Raw genomic sequence first — 18,365 nt, forward strand, 5'->3', positions numbered from 1 at the left:
TCACCTTTAGTTAACATTTGCACAGCTCACCAGCCTCACCTGTGCGTTTCTTAGTAAGCCGTGGCATACTCGGCGAATGGTATGAAGATGCCGGCCAGAGGGTATTGCAAACGGTCGCTCACGTGGTATGTTTTTGCCCGAATCAAACCGGCGCGCATCGCCTGTAGCGTCGGTCAACAGAGAGGAAACTACCATGGCTCATCCCGTAATTGATGCCGACGAGTGCATCGCTTGTGGCGTTTGCGTCGACTCCTGCCCCGCTGGCGTTCTGGAGCTCCAGGACGTCGCTACCGTTGCTGACGAGGACTCCTGCGTCGCCTGTGGCGCTTGCCAGGACGCTTGCCCCGCCGGCGCGATCACCGAGATCGTCGAGGAGTAACAGCTCTTCCACCTGCACACACTCAAAAGTACACCGTGCACAAACAAAAAGGAGGCCTCCGCATCGCCGCGAAGGCCTCCTTTTTGTACGGATAGCTAATTTGGCACCGTCGCAGGTTGAGCATAAATCAGCGAAAACGCCCCTAAGCGAGCAAGGTGACGTGAAAGAGAAGGGAAGCGTACTTTTGTACGCGACCGACGATTGAACGTCAGATTGCCGCTTAGGGGCGTTTGCAGCATCGGCTACGATAGATCGTCTTCGTAGGGCATCAGGTCTGCCAGATAGCCCTTCTCCTTGAGCATAGCCTCGATCTCGTCGAGGGTTTGCTCATCCTCTGCCGCGATGCGATGGAAGTGATAGCCGCTCGTCACCGTTAGTAGCGGAAAGCTCTTGCCGCTCTCGATATCGTGCAGGTAGCGCTCAACATCGCGACGATTGCGGATGTCCAGGTCGGCCGTGATCTTACCGTACACGCGGTGATTGACGATCACGTTGAGCACGGCGCCTCCGGCGTCGACGATGCTCGTGAGCTCATCGCCTGCCTGCTCCATGCTATGGCGAACCTTGACCAGGCGCGTGGGCACGGCGGGGCTGCTGGGAGCCTCCTGCAGCACGTAGCCGCGATTGGTGGCCACGATATCGTGCCCATCGGCGCGCAGCAGGGCGATGTCTTGCACGACAACCTGGCGGCTCACACCCACCTCGCGAGCAAGCGTACTGCCGGAGACGGGGTCTTTGGCTCGCTCGAGCACGCCCATGATGGCACGGCGACGCTCGCGGGCGTCCATTATTTACCGTCCAGCAGACGCAGGTGCTTAAGCGAGAGGTCGAGAATCGGCGCAGAGTGCGTCAACGCCCCCGAGCTAATAAAGTCAACGCCCAGGTCGGCAAGCGCACGGATATTGCTGGCATCCACGTTGCCCGAACACTCGGTCTTGGCGCGACCGGCAATAAGCTCAATCGCGGCAGCCATGTCATCGTGGGTCATGTTGTCGAGCATGATGATGTCGGCGCCGGCCTCCACGGCCTCGCGCACCATGTCCAGGTTCTCGCACTCGATCTCGACCGTCGCGGTAAACGATGCATGGGCGCGCGCCATCTCGATCGCACGCGTCACGCCGCCGGCGGCGTCGATGTGGTTGTCCTTGAGCATGACGGCCGTCGACAGGTTGTAGCGGTGGTTGCTGCCGCCGCCGATCTCGACCGCGGCCTTCTCGAAGACGCGCATACCCGGCGTGGTCTTGCGCGTGTCGACGAGCACGGTCTTGGTGCCCTCGAGCGCCGCAGCCATCTGGTGCGTATAGGTAGCGATACCGCTCATACGCTGCAGGTAGTTGAGCGCCACACGCTCGCCCGAAAGCAGCACGCGCGCATCGCCGCGTACCTGGCCCACATGGTCGCCGGCGTGCACCTCGTCGCCATCGGCAACATCAAACAGCACCGAGCTCTGCGGATCCAGCAGCTCAAAGGTACGAGCGAACACATCCAGGCCCGCGATGATGCCATCGGCCTTGGCGATGAGCTCCACCGTGGCGGGACGCGCCGTGGGGCACACGCTCGCCGTGCTCACGTCCTCAAACGTAATGTCCTCGCGCAGAGCCTGCAGAATCAGATCATCGACGACGAGCTTCATGGTAATGGGGTTCATGGTCTACTCCTCCACGGCCTTCGTGCCGGCGGCACGGGCCAAATCATCGATTGCCAGGGTGTCGGCGCTCAGGGCGCGATGACGGCCATCGAGCGCGGGCTCGCCCGCCTGCTCCACGGCGAGCGACTGGCCGGTACGCATGTGCCACGCGGCGCGACGACCCCAGACCAGCGCCTCGAGCAGGCTGTTTGATGCAAGGCGGTTCTTGCCGTGAACGCCGTTGCAGGCCGTCTCGCCGGCGGCGTAGAGCTCGGGCATCGAGGTGCGGCCGTCCTTGTCGACCCACACGCCGCCCATAAAGTAGTGCTGCGTGGGTGTGACGGGAATGGGCTCGTCCAAGATGTCGCGGCCGTCCTCCAGGCAGCGTGCGCGAATGTTGGCAAAGTGTCCGGTTACCACGTCGCGCTCAACGGGGGCAAAGCTCAGCCACTCGTGCTCGGTACCATCCTGCTTCATCTGCTCGCGAATAGCGGCAGCGACCACATCGCGCGGCTGAAGCTCATCGGTAAAACGCTCGCCGGCGGCGTTGAGCAAAATCGCGCCCTCGCCGCGGCAGCTCTCGCTGATCAGGAAGGTGCGGCCCGGCTGCGGCGAGAACAGTCCCGTGGGGTGAATCTGCACGTAGTCCAGGTGCTCCATCTTAATGCCATGCTCCTGGGCGATGTAGCAGGCATCGCCCGTGAGCTGCGGGTAGTTGGTCGAGTGGTCGTACACGCCGCCGATGCCGCCTGTCGCCCACAGCGTGTGGCGGGCATGGATCTTAAACGGCTCGCCGGCATGCACGCCCTCGGCGGCATTTGCCAGCTCGTCGGCGGGGCGAACCGAGTTGTCCTCGTCCACGGGAACGGCGACGACGCCGAGGCACGCCGTGGCGCCATCACGCTCGCCCGTCAGAATGTCGGTCATGGCCACGTGCTCCAAAATCTGCACGTTATCCAGCTTGCGAACGGCCTGGAGGAGCTTGGTCGTGATCTCCTTGCCCGTAATGTCGGCATGGAAGGCGATGCGCGGTCGGCTGTGCGCACCCTCGCGGGTAAAGTCGAGGCTGCCGTCGGCCTTGCGTTCAAAGTCCACGCCCATGGCCAGCAGGTCGTTGATGACCGAGCGGCTCGAGCGGATCATGATGTCGACGCTCTCGCGGCGGTTATCGTAGTGGCCGGCGTGCATAGTGTCCTCAAAGAAGGCGTCGTAGTCAGAGCCTTCGGGAAGCACGCAGATACCGCCCTGCGCGAGCATCGAATCGCACTCGTCGACAGCGCCCTTGGAGAGCATGATCACGCGCGTGCTCGTCGGCAGATTGAGGGCCGCGTACAGGCCCGCCACGCCGCAACCGGCAATGACGACGTCGCACTCCATGTCGGGGCATTGTTTGGTTTCCACAGGAATCCTCTCCCTTGTAATGTGACATAAGGGATGGTCCCTCATGTCACATCGTTCTAGCGCGCCGCGTATTCGAGCATGCGGTCGAGCGTGAGCTTGGCCTGGTCGGCGGCCTCATCCGACACGCCAATCTGCACCTCGCCCTCGCCCGTCTCCAGGCAGCGCACGAGCTTTTCGAGCGTGATGAGGTCCATGTTGACGCAGGTGGGCTGCACCGCGGGGAAGTAGAACTTTTTGCCGGTGCCCTGGCAGCGCCGCTCGAGCTCGTAGAGCACGCCGCGGACCGTCACGATGATAAACTCGCTCGCGTCCGACTCCTCGGCATACTTGATGATGCCGGCAGTGGAGCCGATGTAGTCAGCCTCGGCCAGGATGTCGGCCTTGCACTCGGGGTGCGCCAGCACGAGCGCATCGGGGTGCGCCTCCTGTGCGTCGACGATCTGATCGACGGTGATGATGTGATGGCGCGGGCAGTAGCCATTGTTGAGGATGACGTGCTTTTGGGGCACCTGCTCGGCCACAAAGCGGCCCAGGTTCTGGTCGGGAATGAACAAGATGTGCTGCTGCGGCAGCTCGGAGACGATCTTGACGGCGTTAGAGCTGGTAACGCACACGTCACTCCAGCTCTTGATCTCGACCGTCGAGTTGACGTAACACACCACGGCCAGGTCGTCGCCATATTCGGCGCGCGCCGCGTCGACCGTCTCGTGCTTGACCATGTGCGCCATGGGACAGTCCGCGCCCGGCTCGGGCAGCAGCACGGTCTTGGTGGGGTTGAGCAGCTTGGCGCTCTCGCCCATAAACTCCACGCCGCACAGCACGATAGTCTGCTGCGGCAGGCTCTTGGCAAGCTTTGCCAGGTAGAAGCTGTCGCCGACGAAATCGGCCACAGCCTGAACCTCGGGCGCCACATAATAGTGCGCCAGAATCACTGCGTCACGTTGGGTTTTTAGCTGATGAATGGCCTCGACGAGCTCTGCGGGCACCAGTGCCGCGCGCTCCGTTGCCGTCGTTGCCGATGCCAGGCCGGCCGCGATATCGCGTGCAAGCTCCGATGCATCCATGTTCGCGCTCTGTGCCATCAAGGCCCCTCTCTTTTGGCGAATCTTGGGGCTTTAGTATGACACCTGGCTTTACAGCTGACAAGACAGCTGTAAAGCCAGGTGTAAAGTTGGAATAAGGATTCAATCTTGGGGCGGGTCCATTTTCGAACTGGCAAGCTGAGGACAGTCGAGCTCTCGATAACGCAGGAGGCATCTTTGGGCGCCCGCCGCGCATGGTCGACGGCATGCCCGTGGCCGAGCACACCGGACACGGCTTTGGAACCAGGAGCATTAAGCTTGCCGTCGAGCGCATGAACGGCAACTGCCAGTTTCGCATTCACGGCAATCGGTTTGAGCTTCGCGCAGTGATGTAAGGGCGCGACAAGTCGGCGCCGCGCTCGACCCATCAGGACCGCCTTGCCGGCGCCAGTCCGCTACAGCGGTGCGGCGGCCGGGGTCAGCTGCTTGATGTAGGCCCACATGCGCTGCTTGGCGGCCTTGTCGGTCAGCGCGGCCTCAAAGCCGTCGAGCGCGAGTACGCGACGACCCTGCACGTGGGCGACCAAGCCTGGCTTGAGCATGGCGGTATCAAAGTCGTCGATCGCCACGAGCATGTCTGCGTAGGTCTCGCGCATGGTATCGGCCGCGCGATCGTCCAACAGCAGGACCGCCTCGGGGTCCAAGGCCTCGAGCGCCTCGCGGAACAGCTCGCACGGCAGGTCCTCGCCTATCGCAACCGCTCCGTCGCCCGCGCCGGCAACACTTGCCAGCACGCAGAAATCCTCGGGCGCGTAACCGATGGCGCCGAGCGCCTTACGCAACGCGGCGCCGTCTGGACCGGCAGCCAGCTCGCCACCCGCACGCTCGGCATCGTCTAAATCTCCTTTTACCAGCACAATCGGCGAGCACGCGTTGCCCGCGATACGCACGCCGCGGCCCGCGAGCGATGCGAGCTCCTGCTCAGTCGCCTGGGCGATGGCTTCTTTTTTCTGGCTTTGTGACGTGGGCATGCGCTCTCCAATCGTTTGCGTGCCCACCATTATATAAAAGAGCCGCCTGCGAGTGGTTGCATTACGGGCCGTTGGGTATAAGCACGGTCGTACTGAGTTTTACGCGGCAGAGCCGCGTCACATTATGGAGGTCACCATGGCTGACATTAAGCAGATTACCCTCGAGAATTTCGATTCCATCGTTGGCGGCAGCCTTCCCGTGCTGGTTGATTTTTGGGCACCGTGGTGCGGTCCCTGCCGCTCGCTCTCGCCTATCGTTGACGAAGTGGCCGACGAGCTGGCCGGCAAGATTACCGTCGCCAAATGCAACGTCGACGACAATCAGGACCTGGCCATGAAGTTTGGCGTCATGAGCATCCCCACGCTGGTTGTCTTTAAGAACGGCGAGGAAATCGACCGCTCCGTCGGTGCGCTGCCCAAGGCCAGGCTGCAGGCGCTGCTGGAGAAGCACCTGTAATACGCGGTCACGCGCTGCCGTCCATGAGTGGTTTTGTGCCGCTCGCCGGAGAGCCGGGTGTTGAGCCCGCGACCACGGATAGTATGGTAATCACAAACAGCCCCCAGTGAACGGGTGCGGGTCAGACGGACTCGCACCCGTTTTCTTATGCGGCGATGCGCAGAGCGGGCGTAGTAGAATCTGAACCACTGATTAGACCCGTACAAAAGGAGATTTCCCATGCATGACGTCGGAATGAACATGAGCCAGCTTGCCATGAGCGTCAAGCAGGTCGACGACACCATTGAGCTCGCCCACGAGTGGAGCCATCAGCTGCTGCATGCGACCGAGAACTTTGACATGGAGCGCATTGGCGCCAAGCTCGAGGCCGCCATGGCGGCGCTCCACGAGGCGCACGACGCACTCGAGGGCTACGAGGAGGCCATCGAGGCCGACCATAACTCCGTTGGCTCCGTAAAGCTGGTGTAGCGTGGCCGAGCACGAGCACGCCTGCGAGCACGAGCATCCGCACGGGCCGACCGGCGACGTGGGCTGCCGTTGCAGCAGCTCCGCCTCCGAGCTGGTCCGTTTTTCGGTCACCGCTCCCGACGACCTGTTGCGCCGCTTTGACGAGCAAATCGCGCGCCGCGGCGACGTTGCCAACCGCTCCGAGGCCGTGCGCGACCTGATTCGCGCCTCCATTGCCAAGGAGCAGATGCGAACGCCCGACGAGCAGGTCATCGGATCGCTCACCATGATTTACGACCATCACACCGGCGATCTGACACGCCGTCTGGACGAGGTGCAGCACGACTACACCGACGAGATTGTCTCGACCATGCACGTGCATCTGGACCACCACAACTGCTTGGAGATTCTGGCGCTTAAGGGTCGCGGCGAGCGTGTCTACGAGCTGGCCGACCGTCTGCTGGGCCTGCGCGGCGTTAAACACGGCGAGCTCACCTGCGCCGCCACCGAGCAGAGCCTGGGGCTGTAGCGGGTCTTTGCGCGGCGCACCTGCCAAGAAGGGACAGGTTTGTTTTGGCAGGTTTAACGTTTTACCTACCAAAATAAACCTGTCCCTTTTTGGCAGGTCTCGATGAAGGAGGGTCGCATGCGACATGCGCATATCCATGTAACGGGCATTGTGCAGGGCGTCGGCATGCGACCGTTTGTGTATCGCGAGGCCATGGCGCACGGCATTTGCGGCTGGGTGCTTAACGCGGGCGATGGCGTGCATATCGAGGCGCACGCTCTAAGCGAGGCGCTCGACGAATTTGTCGCCGCGCTTTCCGAGCATACGCCTGCGGCGGCTCGTGTGGAGCATGTCGAGGTTATGGACCTAGCGCCCGGCGACTGGGACGCCGCCAACGAGCGGGGCTTTCGCATTGTGGCATCGCAGGATCAAACCGCCCACACGACGCTCGTCTCGCCCGACATCGCCACGTGCGACGACTGCCTGCACGAGCTGTTCGACCCCGCCGACCGACGCTTTCACTATCCCTTTATCAACTGCACCAACTGCGGACCGCGCTTTACCATCATCCGGTCGCTGCCCTATGACCGAGCGGCCACCTCGATGGATTGCTTTCCCATGTGCCCCACCTGTGCCGCAGAGTATGGCGACCCGCTTGACCGGCGGTTTCACGCGCAGCCCGATGCCTGCTTTGATTGCGGGCCGCACATTACGTGGCGCGAGGCCGGCGAAGCCGCCGCGTCGCTGACCGTCGGCACCACGCGCGAGACCAGCGACGCCATTATCGACCGCTGTGTTGAGCTGCTGGCCAACGGCGGTATCGTCGCCATCAAGGGTCTGGGCGGATTTCACTTGGCATGCTACGCCTCCAACGAGAAGACGGTAGCCGAGCTTCGCCGCCGCAAACGCCGCAGCAACAAACCGCTTGCCGTTATGGTACGCGACCTTGCCGATGTTGAACGCCTGTGCCATGTCAACGACGTTGAGCGCGGCCTGCTGGCCGGCAGCATTCGCCCCATCGTGCTGCTGCGCCGACGTGCCGTTTGCGAGAGCGGCGGCTCCCCCAACGCCCTCGCGCTCGCGCCATCCGTCGCGCACGATCTACCCGAGCTCGGCGTTATGCTCCCCTACACCCCGCTTCAGCATCTGTTGCTTGCCGCGGCAGAAGCCCGCGGTATGCACGCACTCGTCATGACCAGCGGAAACCTGAGCGAGGAACCTATCGAGACCGATGATACCCTTGCATGGGAGCACCTTGTTGCCGCCGGCATCGCTGACGCGCTACTTGGCAACGACCGTGCGATTCTCTCGCGCTACGATGATTCCGTGGTGCGCGTGGTCGGTGGGGTCGCCATGCCCGTTCGCCGCGCTCGCGGATATGCACCCCAGCCGCTGCCGTTGCCGGCGCCCGACGGCGCTCCGTCCTGCGTGCTCGCCTGCGGGCCACAACAAAAGGCCACGATTGCGCTCACGCGTGAAGGGACGAACGGCGAGGCAACCTGTTTTGTGTCGCAGTATATCGGCGATGTTGAAAACGGCGGGACCTTCGATGCCTGGAACGCCGCGCGGACGCGCTTGGAAGATCTCTTTGACTTGGCGCCCGCCGCCTTGGCCTGCGATCTACACCCCAGCTATCTATCGAGCCAGTGGGCGCGCGAGCAGGCGCGAAAATGCAATCTGCCGCTCGTCGAGGTGCAGCACCATCATGCGCACATCGCGAGCGTAATGGCAGAGGCGATTGCCGCGGGCCAGCTTACAACCGACGCGCGCGTCCTTGGCATCGCCTTTGACGGCACCGGCGCCGGCACCGATGGGACCATTTGGGGCGGCGAGTTTCTTGTTGCCAGCCTTGGCGGCTTTGAGCGCGCCGCGCATTTGCGCACCTGGACGCTCCCCGGCGGGGCGGCCTCCGTGCGCGACGCCCGCCGCAACGCCTTTGCCCTGCTCAGTGAGCTCGGCCTGCTTGAACATCCGGGGGCCGAGCGGCTCTTGGACGGCCTAGACGAGCAAACACGCAGCGTGACGGCAACGATGATCGAGCGGAACATCAACAGCCCACGCACGAGCAGTATGGGGCGTCTCTTTGACGCCGCCGCTGCAGTTTTGGGCATTTGCGGGCAGGCAACCTACGAAGGCGAGCCCGCCATCGAACTCGAAGCCGCCGCCTGGCGCGCGCTCGGCAGCAAAATTACCCATGTTCCCGGCGATAAAGACGGCTGTTCCGCATCTGACCCATTGCGACTGGACAGTTTGTTCAGATTTGTATTAAAAAAAGACCCTCTAACCAACGGTTTTGGCTCAGATTACCCCGAAGAGGGCTCTCCAGGCACCTCATTTGCGGTTAATTCACCCGCCGGATACCCCAAATCAACCCATTCGGGGCCCTCGCAGCCGATCTATACCACCCATTACCACTCTAAAAAGTACAAATCTGAACTAACTGTCCAAGCAACCTCGAGCAGGTCTCTCGTCCTGAGCCCCAGCTCACTTTTTGCGGCGCTTTTGGAGGGAACCAGAGCCAGTGTGCCCGCCGACAGGCTCGCACTCGACTTCCATGTCGCCGTCGCGCGCTCCTCGGTACGCATCGCCAGCGAGATCTGCGCGTGCGAGGGCATCGACACCGTCGCGCTCTCGGGCGGCGTGTTCATGAACCGACTTCTGCTCCAGCTCCTCACCCGCGAGCTCAAAAGCGCAGGTCTTACTGTCCTTATCCCCCATACCGTGCCCGTCAATGACGGCTGCATCGCCTACGGTCAGGCGGCGGTCGCAAGCGCTCGTCTTGCGCAGATCGCATCGCAGTAGCTCGCTCTCGCACACCGCTGTGCCCAGCCGTCTCACAGGCGTAACGCGTTTGCCCGCGAACCCCGCGAGCGCTACCATCAACTGATGGATTATTGAGCGCCTATCCAGCGCAAAGCGTCTAAAAGGGGAACAATATGTGCCTTGCCGTCCCCGGTAAAGTAGTCAAACGCGACGACGACCTCAAGGCCACCGTCGATATGATGGGCGTCGAGCGTCCGGTGTCGCTGCGACTCGTGCCGACGGCGCAGGTTGGCGACTATATTCTCGTGCACGCCGGCTTTGGCATCCAAATCGTCGACGAGCAGGAAGCGCAAGAAACGCTCGAGCTCGTTAACGCCATGACCGAACTGGCCGAAGAAGACCAACTGGCCAGCAACCCGGCCGAGGCATACTAGTGGCGGCCGGACAGCCGGTGCGCTCCGGTATCGACTTTTCGGCATTTCGCGACCCCAAGCTGGCTCGCGAGCTCATCGAACGCATTCGCGGTCTTGTCGGCGACCGTACCATCAACCTTATGGAAGTCTGCGGCACGCACACCGTGAGCATCGGCCGCTATGGCTTTCGCTCCATTATGCCGGCCGGGCTCAAGCTGCTGAGCGGCCCGGGCTGCCCCGTCTGCGTTACCGCCAACCGTGACATCGACCACGCGATCGCGCTCGCCAACATAGACGGCGCCATCATCACCACCTTTGGCGACATGATGCGCGTGCCCGGATCGTCCACCTCGCTCGCTGCGCAAAAGGCGGCAGGGCGCGATATCCGCATCGTCTACTCCCCGCTCGATGCACTCGACATTGCCGAGCAAAACCCCGATCGTCCGGTCATTTTTATGGGCGTGGGCTTTGAGACTACGACGCCCACCATCGCCGCTGCCATCTTGGAGGCCGAGGCGCGCGGGCTTTTGAACTTTTCGGTCTATTGCGCCCACAAGACCACGCCGCCGGCGTTGCGCGCCATCGCCAACGATCCCGAGACCGCCATCGACGGCTTTATCTTGCCGGGCCACGTCGCCACTATCACGGGCTTGGCGCCCTTTAGCTTTTTGGTCGACGAGTTCGATACCCCGGGCGTGGTCACGGGATTTGAGCCGGTCGACATCCTGCAAGGCATCTGCATGCTGGTCCAGATGGCTGTCGAGGGCAGGCCCGCGATCGACAACGCCTACCGCCGTGGCGTCAACGCAGACGGCAACCCCGTGGCGCGCCAGCTGGTCGAGCAGGTGTTTGAGCCATGCGACACCACATGGCGCGGGCTGGGGCCAATTGCCAACTCGGGCCTTTCCATCCGCCCTGAGTTCTCGCGCTTTGATGCCCGTACCCGCTTTGACGTGCCCGTTGAGGCGACGGTCGAGCCGCGTGGGTGCCGCTGCGGCGACGTGCTGCGCGGGGCCATTACGCCGAGCGGCTGCCCGCTCTTTGGCCGCACCTGCACGCCCGAGCACCCCGTCGGCCCGTGCATGGTGAGCTCCGAAGGCAGCTGCGCGGCGTACTACCGCTACCGCGACTATTAGGTTCCGCCGTTCTAACGAGCGGCGGACTGGTCGACGCTGCGCCCCACCCATATAATTCCACCCACGATTGGAGTTTTGGATATGTCCCATAGCATCACCGATAGCACCGTCCTTTTGGGCCATGGCTCCGGCGGTCAGATGATGAAACGCATCATCGATGAGGTCTTTTTGGATGCCTTTGGGACGCCCGAGTTGCTCGAAGGCAACGACGCCGGCGTCGCCGCGCTGCCCGCGAGCGGGCGCATCGCCATGTCGACCGACAGCTTTGTAGTCTCGCCGCAGTTCTTCCCCGGTGGCAACATCGGCCGTCTCGCCGTGTGCGGAACCGTCAACGATGTCGCGACCTCGGGCGCCAACGTGCGCTACCTCTCGTGCGGCTTTATCCTCGAAGAGGGCTATCCCATGGATAAGCTCCGCCAGATTGTGCAGACGATGGCCGAGACGGCGCGCGAGGCGGGCGTGAAGATTATCACGGGCGACACCAAGGTGGTCGAGCGCGGCGGGGCCGACGGCGTCTACATCAATACCGCCGGCGTGGGCGAGGTTCCCACGGGCGTGGCGCTCAGCGGCGCCAACTGCCGCCCCGGCGACGCTATCCTGGTGTCAGGCACACTGGGCGACCACGGGATCGCCATCATGAGCCAGCGCGAGGGCCTGGCGTTTTCGAGCACGATCGAAAGCGATGCCGCGCCGCTCAACCACCTGATTGCCGACGTTTTGGCCGCAGCGCCCGGCATGCGTTGCTTTCGCGACCCCACGCGCGGCGGCCTGGCATCCACACTCAACGAGTTTGCCCAGGCCAGCGGTGTTGCCATGGAGATCGACGAGGATGCCGTGCCCGTGCGTCCCGACGTGCAGTCGGCGTGCGAGATGCTCGGCTATGACGTGCTGCAGGTAGCAAACGAGGGCAAGATGGTTGCCGTCGTGCCGGCCGAGCAAGCCGATGCCGCGCTGAGCGCCATGCGCGCCGCCCGCTACGGCGAGAATGCCGCGATCATCGGCCGCGTGCTGCCACTTGCCGAGGGCTCCCGTCCCGCCGTGCGCGTGCGCACCGGCTGGGGCTCGACCCGCATCCTCGACATGCTCGTGGGAGAGCAGCTGCCGAGAATATGCTAGGGCGGAATCGCACGGTCGGCGTGATGTCACCTGATATCCCTGGAGATGTTCAGATTCCAAGCACACCCAACGCGTAAGCCCAGTATTATGGGGTGCGTTTTGAAACCCAATGACGGGAGCTTTCATGGCAGCAGCTTTTTCCCATGTGATCTTTGATCTGGACGGCACCATCCTCAACACGCTCGAGGACCTGGCAGCCGCCGGCAACCATACCTGCGAGGCGCACGGCTGGCCCACGTTTGCCGTTGACGAGTACCGCTACAAGGTGGGAAACGGCATGCTCAAGCTGGTTGAGCGCTTTATGCCCGCCGAGTACGCGGGCGACGGCCGTATGTTTGAGCAGACGCTTGCCGAGTTTAGGGCTTATTACGGCGAGCACAAGGAGGACCACACCGCCCCCTATGCCGGCACGATCGAGATGCTCGACCGCTTGCGTGCCGCGGGCGTGCAGCTTGCCGTGCTCACTAACAAGGACCACGTCTCGGCGGCCCCGCTTATCGAGAAGTATTTTGGTTCCGAGCGCTTTGCGCTGGTACAGGGCCGTGTCGATGCGTTTCCGCCTAAGCCCGAGGCACCCGTCACGCTGCATGTGATGGAAGAGCTGGGCGCCGACCCGGCGACCACGCTCTACGTAGGCGATTCCAATGTCGATATCCTGACCGGCCACAACGCCGGTCTTAAGAGCGCAGGCGTCAGCTGGGGCTTCCGCGGCCGCGCAGAGCTGGAAGCCGCCGGCGCCGACTACGTGGTGGACACCCAGGACGAACTTGCAGCGCTGGTGCTGGGCGAGTAGCGAAGCCGCCGCTTAACGTAGCTGCGACAATTCTTCCACGCGGAAACGGCATCCCGTTTTGGGGCTCCGGAATGGGATGCACTTTCCGTTTGAGGCGCGTCGGGGAAACGACATCCCGTTTTGGAGCAATATTCCGGGTCGCACTTTCCGCAACCCACCCCATCCGGAAACCGCAACCCACTATTCGGCCAAAAACCGGGTCGCATTTTCCCAAGCACTCGATGTAACGCCGGTGCAAGGAGTGTCCCCCGCTGCCGGCAGAAAAGGAACGTCCCCAAGTGCCGCAAGAGTGTCCCTTTTGACTAGTCATTTAAGAACGTCCCCAATGACTACCATGGCAACGTCGATGTTTCGGCAATGTCAGCGAGCGGGCACCAGAGCGAACAAATTGGCATGAAAAGAGGACGGCATAGACCTTCTAGTCATGCCGTCCTCTTTGAATGACAAGTTGTCGCTCTGGTGCCCACGCAGCGTCGAGCAGTTGCGGCGTTTGGTAAAACGCCGCAACGAACTAGTTCATCATCGCATTCATCATCTCGGTGGTTGCGGAATCGTCGGCAGACCACTCGTTATCCTCGTTGGCGGAATACTTAAAGGTGACCTTGGTGTCCTTGGTCTTAGCGGCCTTGGTCACGTCGACCATCACCTGGCCGGCCATCTTGTACAGCTCGTCCTCGGAAGGCATCGTATCGAGTGCGGCGATCTTCTCCTGATACTGGGTGGCGAAATCTTCGACGATCTTGTTCATGGACTTGCAGGTGATGGTGACCTCGGCGGTCGCGGTGCCCTTGTCCTCATCGACCGTCACATCACCGATCTTGTAATCAAAACCCTCGAGATAGCTCTTGGCATACTCCTTGGGATCGATGCCCAGCTGCTCAAACTCGTCGCCCGAAGCCTCTTCCAGGCCGGAGAGGAAATCATCGCCGCCGTTCTTGATCTCGTCAAACTGACTCGTAAGGTCGTTGGTGATGAGCTCCTCCACCGAAGGCCCTCCGCAGCCGGAAAGCAAAACCACGCACGCGACCAGGGCAGCCATCAGGGGCGCAAGCAGCAGCTTCTTTTTCATGACATTCCTCCAAACAAGCGGCGCTGCGTTTCCCGCGCAGCGCACGTCGTAACAGTAGGTCCATATTAGCGGCTCCGTTCAACCCCCTACGTCGCAAAAGCGTGGGCGGCTCAATTTGACGAGTGAATGGCCCATAAAGCAAGCCCCCTGCAATAAAATGCGCCTGCTCGGCCTATTAAAAAAGGGTGGCCGGATAACCCGACCACCCTTGTGCATCTTCTGGATGCCGCAGACTACTTGCGGACGACCTTAACGATGGCGTCACCGGCGGCGACGGCAGACTCGGCCTCGACGGCGAGCTCGACATCGGCAAACTCGGCGGTGTTGGACACGGCCACGACGACGCAGTCCTTGTAACCGGCGGCAGCGATCTTGGCGCGGTCGATCTTGAGCAAGGGCTGGCCGGCCTTCACGACGTCGTCGGCCTTGACGAAGCCGTCGAAGCCGTCGCCATTCATGTTGACGGTATCGACGCCAACGTGCACCAGAACCTCGATGCCGCTATCGGACTGCAAGCCCACGGCGTGACCCATGGTGACGGTCACCTTGCCGTCGCAGGGAGCGTAGACCAGGTCGTCCTCGGGCCACACGGCGCAGCCCTTGCCCAAAACCTCGCCAGCAAAGACGGGGTCGGGCACGTCGGCCATCTTGATGACCTTGCCCTTGACGGGCGAACACAGCACGTCGGCGCCGGCAGAAGCAGAAATGGAGGCCGGAGCAGCGGCAGCCACGGGCTCAGCCTTCTTCTTGAACATATCAAACAGACCCATACGTTTTCTCCTCTTGATTAAGCGCAACGTTATGCGCATACCTATGGTGATTATAGTGCCAAATGGCCAAAATGCTAAGGCGAGGGCCCAAATCACAAGCCCTTCCAAGCCCTTCCAAAACCTTTTCCCATGGGCACTCATATTGTCGATTAAGCCTCGATAAGCCCCAGGTGAACAAAAGCGTTCCAGATGCCGTTTTTATTATGTAATGGCTTAGTGTTATTGAAGACTTATTTACTCACTGTAATCATGTTAGCACACCGACCAAGGGTTTCTATGAGTCCTTATTTGTTTGTCCGTGCTAGATATTTGACGGTGACTTTGATGGGACTTTCATCTTGGTGTCGAACTCCACGACTCTGTCATCACCTTTAAGCCACTTGCAACCACAGGATAACAATAGTCGCTGTCATCACGAGCAAACCGCTTGCGTCCACCCTTTGGCAATAGTCGCTGTCGTCACGAGCAAGCCGCTTGCGACTACCCACGCGGAGTTAAACAATAATTGCAAACTGAAGCTGCAAATCCACCCGACAAGGCTCTTTTATAAAACCCATTGTTTAGACGACCAGCAATCTCATCAGGCTCTCACCTTGAATAGTTTCCCAGCCAATCTGCGTGACTGCCTCCGACAGCTGTCTATCATGCGTAACCAACAGTAACGCGCCAGAGAAACCGCTCAGCATCTCCTGCAGCGCCTCAATAGAACCCACATCAAGATGATTCGTCGGCTCGTCGAGTACGAGGAGGTTGGGATTCGTAACAAGCTGTTCAGCAAGCATGAGTTTGCGGAGTTCGCCAGGACTCAAATCGTCGCCATCGAGCAGTTTGTCAGGGTCGGAGTTCAACCGCGCCACGATGGAGAGGATGCGACCTTTCGTCTCCTGGTCCTGGTCTCGGAGATGCCTCAGTGCTCGCTCGCGTTCCTCTGGCCCGACGTCCTGGGGAACGTACGCAACTTTGACATTATCAGGAACAGATTCGATGACGCTTCGTACCACCAGGCTCTTTCCCGTTCCGTTCGCACCGGTCAACACCACGTGATCCGTTGGCGAGATCCAGAGCTCCGGCACATCTATCGAGAACTCGCCAGCAGACAGTCGCGATGCCTCCAAGTGCGCCACGCAACTTGAGCGCGCAGCGACGCCGAACTCGCCGATACGATAGTCGTATCTTTTCGAGACGGTTTTCTCAGAAAGCTCTGCCTCGGCCTTTGCGAGCCGCCCGCTCATTTTGGACGAGAGCTTCCCTGCAACGCCGTCCTTTCCAGAGACTATGGCGCGTCCGATCTTCTCCCGAGCGTCGCTGTCTTTTTTGCTCAAGCCGCGCTTGCTTCGCTTGCCCTTCTGACGTGCCGCCTCTTCGCTCCTGCGCTGGGCTTCTGCCTTCAGGCGCTTAGCTTCACGAGAGGCTTGCTCGCGATCCCTCATCGCAGAGGCGCGTTCGCTCGCCGCCTGGTCGCTTGCCTTCGAGTACCCGCCGGGGCGCATGGTCCAACGCGCGCCCTCGCACATGAGGCTCTGGCCCACAAGGCCATCGAGCAGATCCCTATCGTGCGAGATGAGGATGCCGATGCCGCTGAAGGAGGCCAGCGCCTCCTTCACGATGTCGCGCGTGGCGGCATCGAGGTCGTTGGTCGGCTCATCCATGATGAGGACATCTGGCTGTGCATAGAGGGCGCACGCGATCTGGAACCGCTTCTGCTGACCGCCCGAGAGCGTGTCGTAGCGCCAGAACCAGTCGTCTTCGATGCGGAGCAGCGCCCTTGCCCGTTGCGCCTCCTTGCCCCAATCCGATGCGAGATCAAAGAGCTTGTCTGGCTCTTGGGTCGAGTCTTGCTCGCAATACGACGCGAACAGATTCGGGCTCACCGTCCCGGAATCGGGTGTAATAACGCGGGCGGCGATACGGGCGAGCGTGCTCTTCCCGCATCCGTTGTCGCCGATGATGCCCGTCCATCCCGATGGGAACGTGGCGCTGACGTCTTCGATGGCTGGCGATGCCGTACCGGGGTAGGTATAGCTGATGTGAGTGAGATTCAGTTGCATGGCGAGCTCCTTTGAGAGGAGGTCGCGCAGGGGTCAGGCACGCGATGTATGGATTTGGAACGAGAAGGCACTGAAGCGATGCGGCACCCTGAAGCGCGACCGGATGTACAGAATGGTCGTATGGGGTACCCGAAACGGGCATCGCTAGTTCTTCATCTAACCTGACCTAACTCGAAGCGGCGCTTGCCAAAGGCCCCGCTGGATGATTGATATCTAGGATTATAGCATGGTAATCAGGTGGCAACTCGCCGGCGCGCCCTTGGCTCATCGCTTCACCCAAGTGCTGATTGGTGCTGAGAGCGGAGAGACTGCGTGGCACTGCTCCCTCTAGCTGGCGCCTGATGCTGGAAAGCATCACACAGAAACGCCTGCCCTTCCCGCAACCCGCCAGAGCATGGCCGAAGGCGGCGGTTGGCACTGCAGCCCCCTCCCGTGTTATCTTTATTGAAGATAATTAAGAAGGTGGTGCACGATGTGCAGAACATACCCGGGAACGGAAACGAAACACAGAACCAACTCATAACAGCGACGCAGCAGCCCTCGAGTCCCGTGGCCCTGAGCGCAGACGTCGAGATGCTGCTCGAGCGCTTTTTAGTCGAGGCCGAGCTGGCCGAGACCACGAAGGAGACCTACCGCAGGACCCTGAGGGGCTTCTTCGCGTGGAAGGAGGAGCGAGGGATCACAGACCTCGCCAGGGGAGACATCCTCGCCTACAAGCAGGACATGCTGGCGAGGGTGCGGCCCTCGACGGCGAGCACCTACCTCACCGCGGTCAAGAGCCTGTTCAAATGGCTCGAGTCCGTGAGAGCCTACCCGAACGTGGCCGCGGACATAAAGACGGTCAAGCTAGTGGGCAACATCCACCGCAAGGACGCGCTGACGCCGGCGCAGGCCAAGCGTGTGCTCCAGGTGCTGAAGGGCGACACGCTGCAGGCCAAGCGCGACTTCGCGCTGGTGAACCTGCTCATCAGAGTCGGCTTACGCTCGGTGGAGGTCACGCGAGGCCGTCTGGGTGATTTGCGCAACAGGGGCGATCAGACGATTCTGCTCGTGCAGGGCAAGGGCAGGGTCGAGAAGGACGCGCTCGTGGTGCTGACCGATGCGACTCTAGGACCCATTTACGACTACCTGGCAGCGCGCAGGTGCGAGGGGCGCGAGGTCGTCGGGGAGGACTCGCCGCTGTTCGCCAGCCTCTCCAACAAAACATATGGGAAGCCGCTGTCCACGCGCAGCATACGGCAGATTGCGAAGGAGGCCCTGCGCGCGGCGGGGCTCGACAGACACTATGACCCAATCCGAGGGCACTAAAAAGATAGGAGCCCCCGCTCGTGACCGCGGGTCGGGGCTGCGACAATGATGTTGAAGTGCCATAGGCGCAGCCGCGC

19 protein-coding genes are annotated in these 18,365 nt (G+C 61.6%); 11 read left to right on the plus strand and 8 right to left on the minus strand.

Annotated features, from left to right (window positions below):
• Positions 1 to 127 precede the first annotated feature (127 nt).
• Positions 128 to 379, plus strand: coding sequence for an indolepyruvate ferredoxin oxidoreductase subunit alpha (locus ACTQXO_RS07740; RefSeq protein WP_158564522.1), 252 nt, complete (start codon positions 128 to 130; stop codon positions 377 to 379).
• A gap of 242 nt (positions 380 to 621) precedes the next feature.
• On the opposite strand, the gene ACTQXO_RS07745 is transcribed toward ACTQXO_RS07740, so the two are convergent.
• From ACTQXO_RS07745 to nadA, 4 genes are read right to left on the minus strand one after another with little or no spacing between them, the layout of a single operon-like run.
• Entirely contained in the window at positions 622 to 1,167 is a 546-nt protein-coding gene (locus ACTQXO_RS07745; protein WP_441015374.1) for a transcription repressor NadR, read from the minus strand.
• Positions 1,167 to 2,027 carry a carboxylating nicotinate-nucleotide diphosphorylase gene (gene nadC, locus ACTQXO_RS07750; protein WP_441031927.1) on the minus strand — a complete coding sequence of 287 codons (861 nt, stop codon included), beginning with the start codon at positions 2,025 to 2,027 and terminating at the stop codon, positions 1,167 to 1,169. The genes ACTQXO_RS07745 and nadC overlap by 1 nt, the downstream gene beginning before the upstream one ends.
• Positions 2,028 to 2,030: 3 nt before the next feature.
• On the minus strand, positions 2,031 to 3,407 hold the full coding sequence (locus ACTQXO_RS07755) for an L-aspartate oxidase (RefSeq protein WP_441031929.1): 1,377 nt from the start codon (positions 3,405 to 3,407) through the stop codon (positions 2,031 to 2,033).
• Positions 3,408 to 3,463: 56 nt separating this feature from the next.
• On the minus strand, positions 3,464 to 4,489 hold the full coding sequence (nadA, locus tag ACTQXO_RS07760) for a quinolinate synthase NadA (protein WP_441031931.1): 1,026 nt from the start codon (positions 4,487 to 4,489) through the stop codon (positions 3,464 to 3,466).
• 194 nt (positions 4,490 to 4,683) lie between these two features.
• On the opposite strand from nadA, the gene ACTQXO_RS07765 reads away from it, so the two are divergent.
• Positions 4,684 to 4,824: a hypothetical protein gene (locus ACTQXO_RS07765; RefSeq protein ID WP_441031933.1), complete on the plus strand. Its 141-nt coding sequence runs from the start codon at positions 4,684 to 4,686 to the stop codon at positions 4,822 to 4,824.
• 60 nt (positions 4,825 to 4,884) lie between these two features.
• On the opposite strand, the gene ACTQXO_RS07770 is transcribed toward ACTQXO_RS07765, so the two are convergent.
• Positions 4,885 to 5,460, minus strand: coding sequence for a hypothetical protein (locus ACTQXO_RS07770; protein WP_154518158.1), 576 nt, complete (start codon positions 5,458 to 5,460; stop codon positions 4,885 to 4,887).
• A gap of 136 nt (positions 5,461 to 5,596) precedes the next feature.
• On the opposite strand from ACTQXO_RS07770, the gene trxA reads away from it, so the two are divergent.
• The 8 genes from trxA (at position 5,597) to ACTQXO_RS07810 (ending at position 13,093) form a co-directional block, all read left to right on the plus strand.
• The gene (gene trxA / locus ACTQXO_RS07775; RefSeq protein WP_441031935.1) at positions 5,597 to 5,917 is read left to right on the plus strand and encodes a thioredoxin; all 321 of its coding nucleotides are present in this window, start codon (positions 5,597 to 5,599) and stop codon (positions 5,915 to 5,917) included.
• A gap of 219 nt (positions 5,918 to 6,136) precedes the next feature.
• Positions 6,137 to 6,385 carry a hypothetical protein gene (locus ACTQXO_RS07780; RefSeq protein ID WP_006235225.1) on the plus strand — a complete coding sequence of 83 codons (249 nt, stop codon included), beginning with the start codon at positions 6,137 to 6,139 and terminating at the stop codon, positions 6,383 to 6,385.
• 1 nt (position 6,386) lies between these two features.
• Entirely contained in the window at positions 6,387 to 6,893 is a 507-nt protein-coding gene (gene nikR, locus ACTQXO_RS07785; protein ID WP_441031937.1) for a nickel-responsive transcriptional regulator NikR, read from the plus strand.
• 117 nt (positions 6,894 to 7,010) lie between these two features.
• On the plus strand, positions 7,011 to 9,674 hold the full coding sequence (gene hypF / locus ACTQXO_RS07790) for a carbamoyltransferase HypF (protein ID WP_441031939.1): 2,664 nt from the start codon (positions 7,011 to 7,013) through the stop codon (positions 9,672 to 9,674).
• 134 nt (positions 9,675 to 9,808) lie between these two features.
• Positions 9,809 to 10,069, plus strand: coding sequence for a HypC/HybG/HupF family hydrogenase formation chaperone (locus ACTQXO_RS07795; protein ID WP_441031941.1), 261 nt, complete (start codon positions 9,809 to 9,811; stop codon positions 10,067 to 10,069).
• On the plus strand, positions 10,069 to 11,184 hold the full coding sequence (gene hypD, locus ACTQXO_RS07800) for a hydrogenase formation protein HypD (RefSeq protein WP_427795238.1): 1,116 nt from the start codon (positions 10,069 to 10,071) through the stop codon (positions 11,182 to 11,184). Before ACTQXO_RS07795 ends, hypD begins: the two co-directional genes overlap by 1 nt.
• Positions 11,185 to 11,265: 81 nt before the next feature.
• Positions 11,266 to 12,300: a hydrogenase expression/formation protein HypE gene (gene hypE / locus ACTQXO_RS07805; RefSeq protein ID WP_441031943.1), complete on the plus strand. Its 1,035-nt coding sequence runs from the start codon at positions 11,266 to 11,268 to the stop codon at positions 12,298 to 12,300.
• A gap of 124 nt (positions 12,301 to 12,424) precedes the next feature.
• On the plus strand, positions 12,425 to 13,093 hold the full coding sequence (locus ACTQXO_RS07810) for an HAD family hydrolase (RefSeq protein WP_346978843.1): 669 nt from the start codon (positions 12,425 to 12,427) through the stop codon (positions 13,091 to 13,093).
• A 511-nt stretch (positions 13,094 to 13,604) separates the two neighbouring features.
• Here the strand turns inward: ACTQXO_RS07810 and ACTQXO_RS07815 are convergent.
• From ACTQXO_RS07815 to ACTQXO_RS07825, 3 genes are all read right to left on the minus strand, one after another.
• Positions 13,605 to 14,162 carry a hypothetical protein gene (locus ACTQXO_RS07815; RefSeq protein WP_427795241.1) on the minus strand — a complete coding sequence of 186 codons (558 nt, stop codon included), beginning with the start codon at positions 14,160 to 14,162 and terminating at the stop codon, positions 13,605 to 13,607.
• A 233-nt stretch (positions 14,163 to 14,395) separates the two neighbouring features.
• Complete coding sequence (locus tag ACTQXO_RS07820) at positions 14,396 to 14,932, minus strand: PTS sugar transporter subunit IIA (RefSeq protein WP_441031946.1); 537 nt, start codon at positions 14,930 to 14,932, stop codon at positions 14,396 to 14,398.
• 560 nt (positions 14,933 to 15,492) lie between these two features.
• The gene (locus ACTQXO_RS07825; protein WP_441033725.1) at positions 15,493 to 16,980 is read right to left on the minus strand and encodes an ATP-binding cassette domain-containing protein; all 1,488 of its coding nucleotides are present in this window, start codon (positions 16,978 to 16,980) and stop codon (positions 15,493 to 15,495) included.
• Positions 16,981 to 17,391: 411 nt separating this feature from the next.
• Here ACTQXO_RS07825 and ACTQXO_RS07830 point away from each other — a divergent pair, with 411 nt between their 5' ends.
• Positions 17,392 to 18,288 (plus strand): tyrosine-type recombinase/integrase, encoded by an 897-nt coding sequence (locus ACTQXO_RS07830; RefSeq protein ID WP_441083251.1) that lies wholly within the window; start codon positions 17,392 to 17,394, stop codon positions 18,286 to 18,288.
• The last annotated feature ends 77 nt before the right edge of the window (positions 18,289 to 18,365 follow it).

Source organism: Collinsella sp. LCP19S3_D5 (assembly GCF_052121415.1).
GTDB lineage: Bacteria > Actinomycetota > Coriobacteriia > Coriobacteriales > Coriobacteriaceae > Collinsella.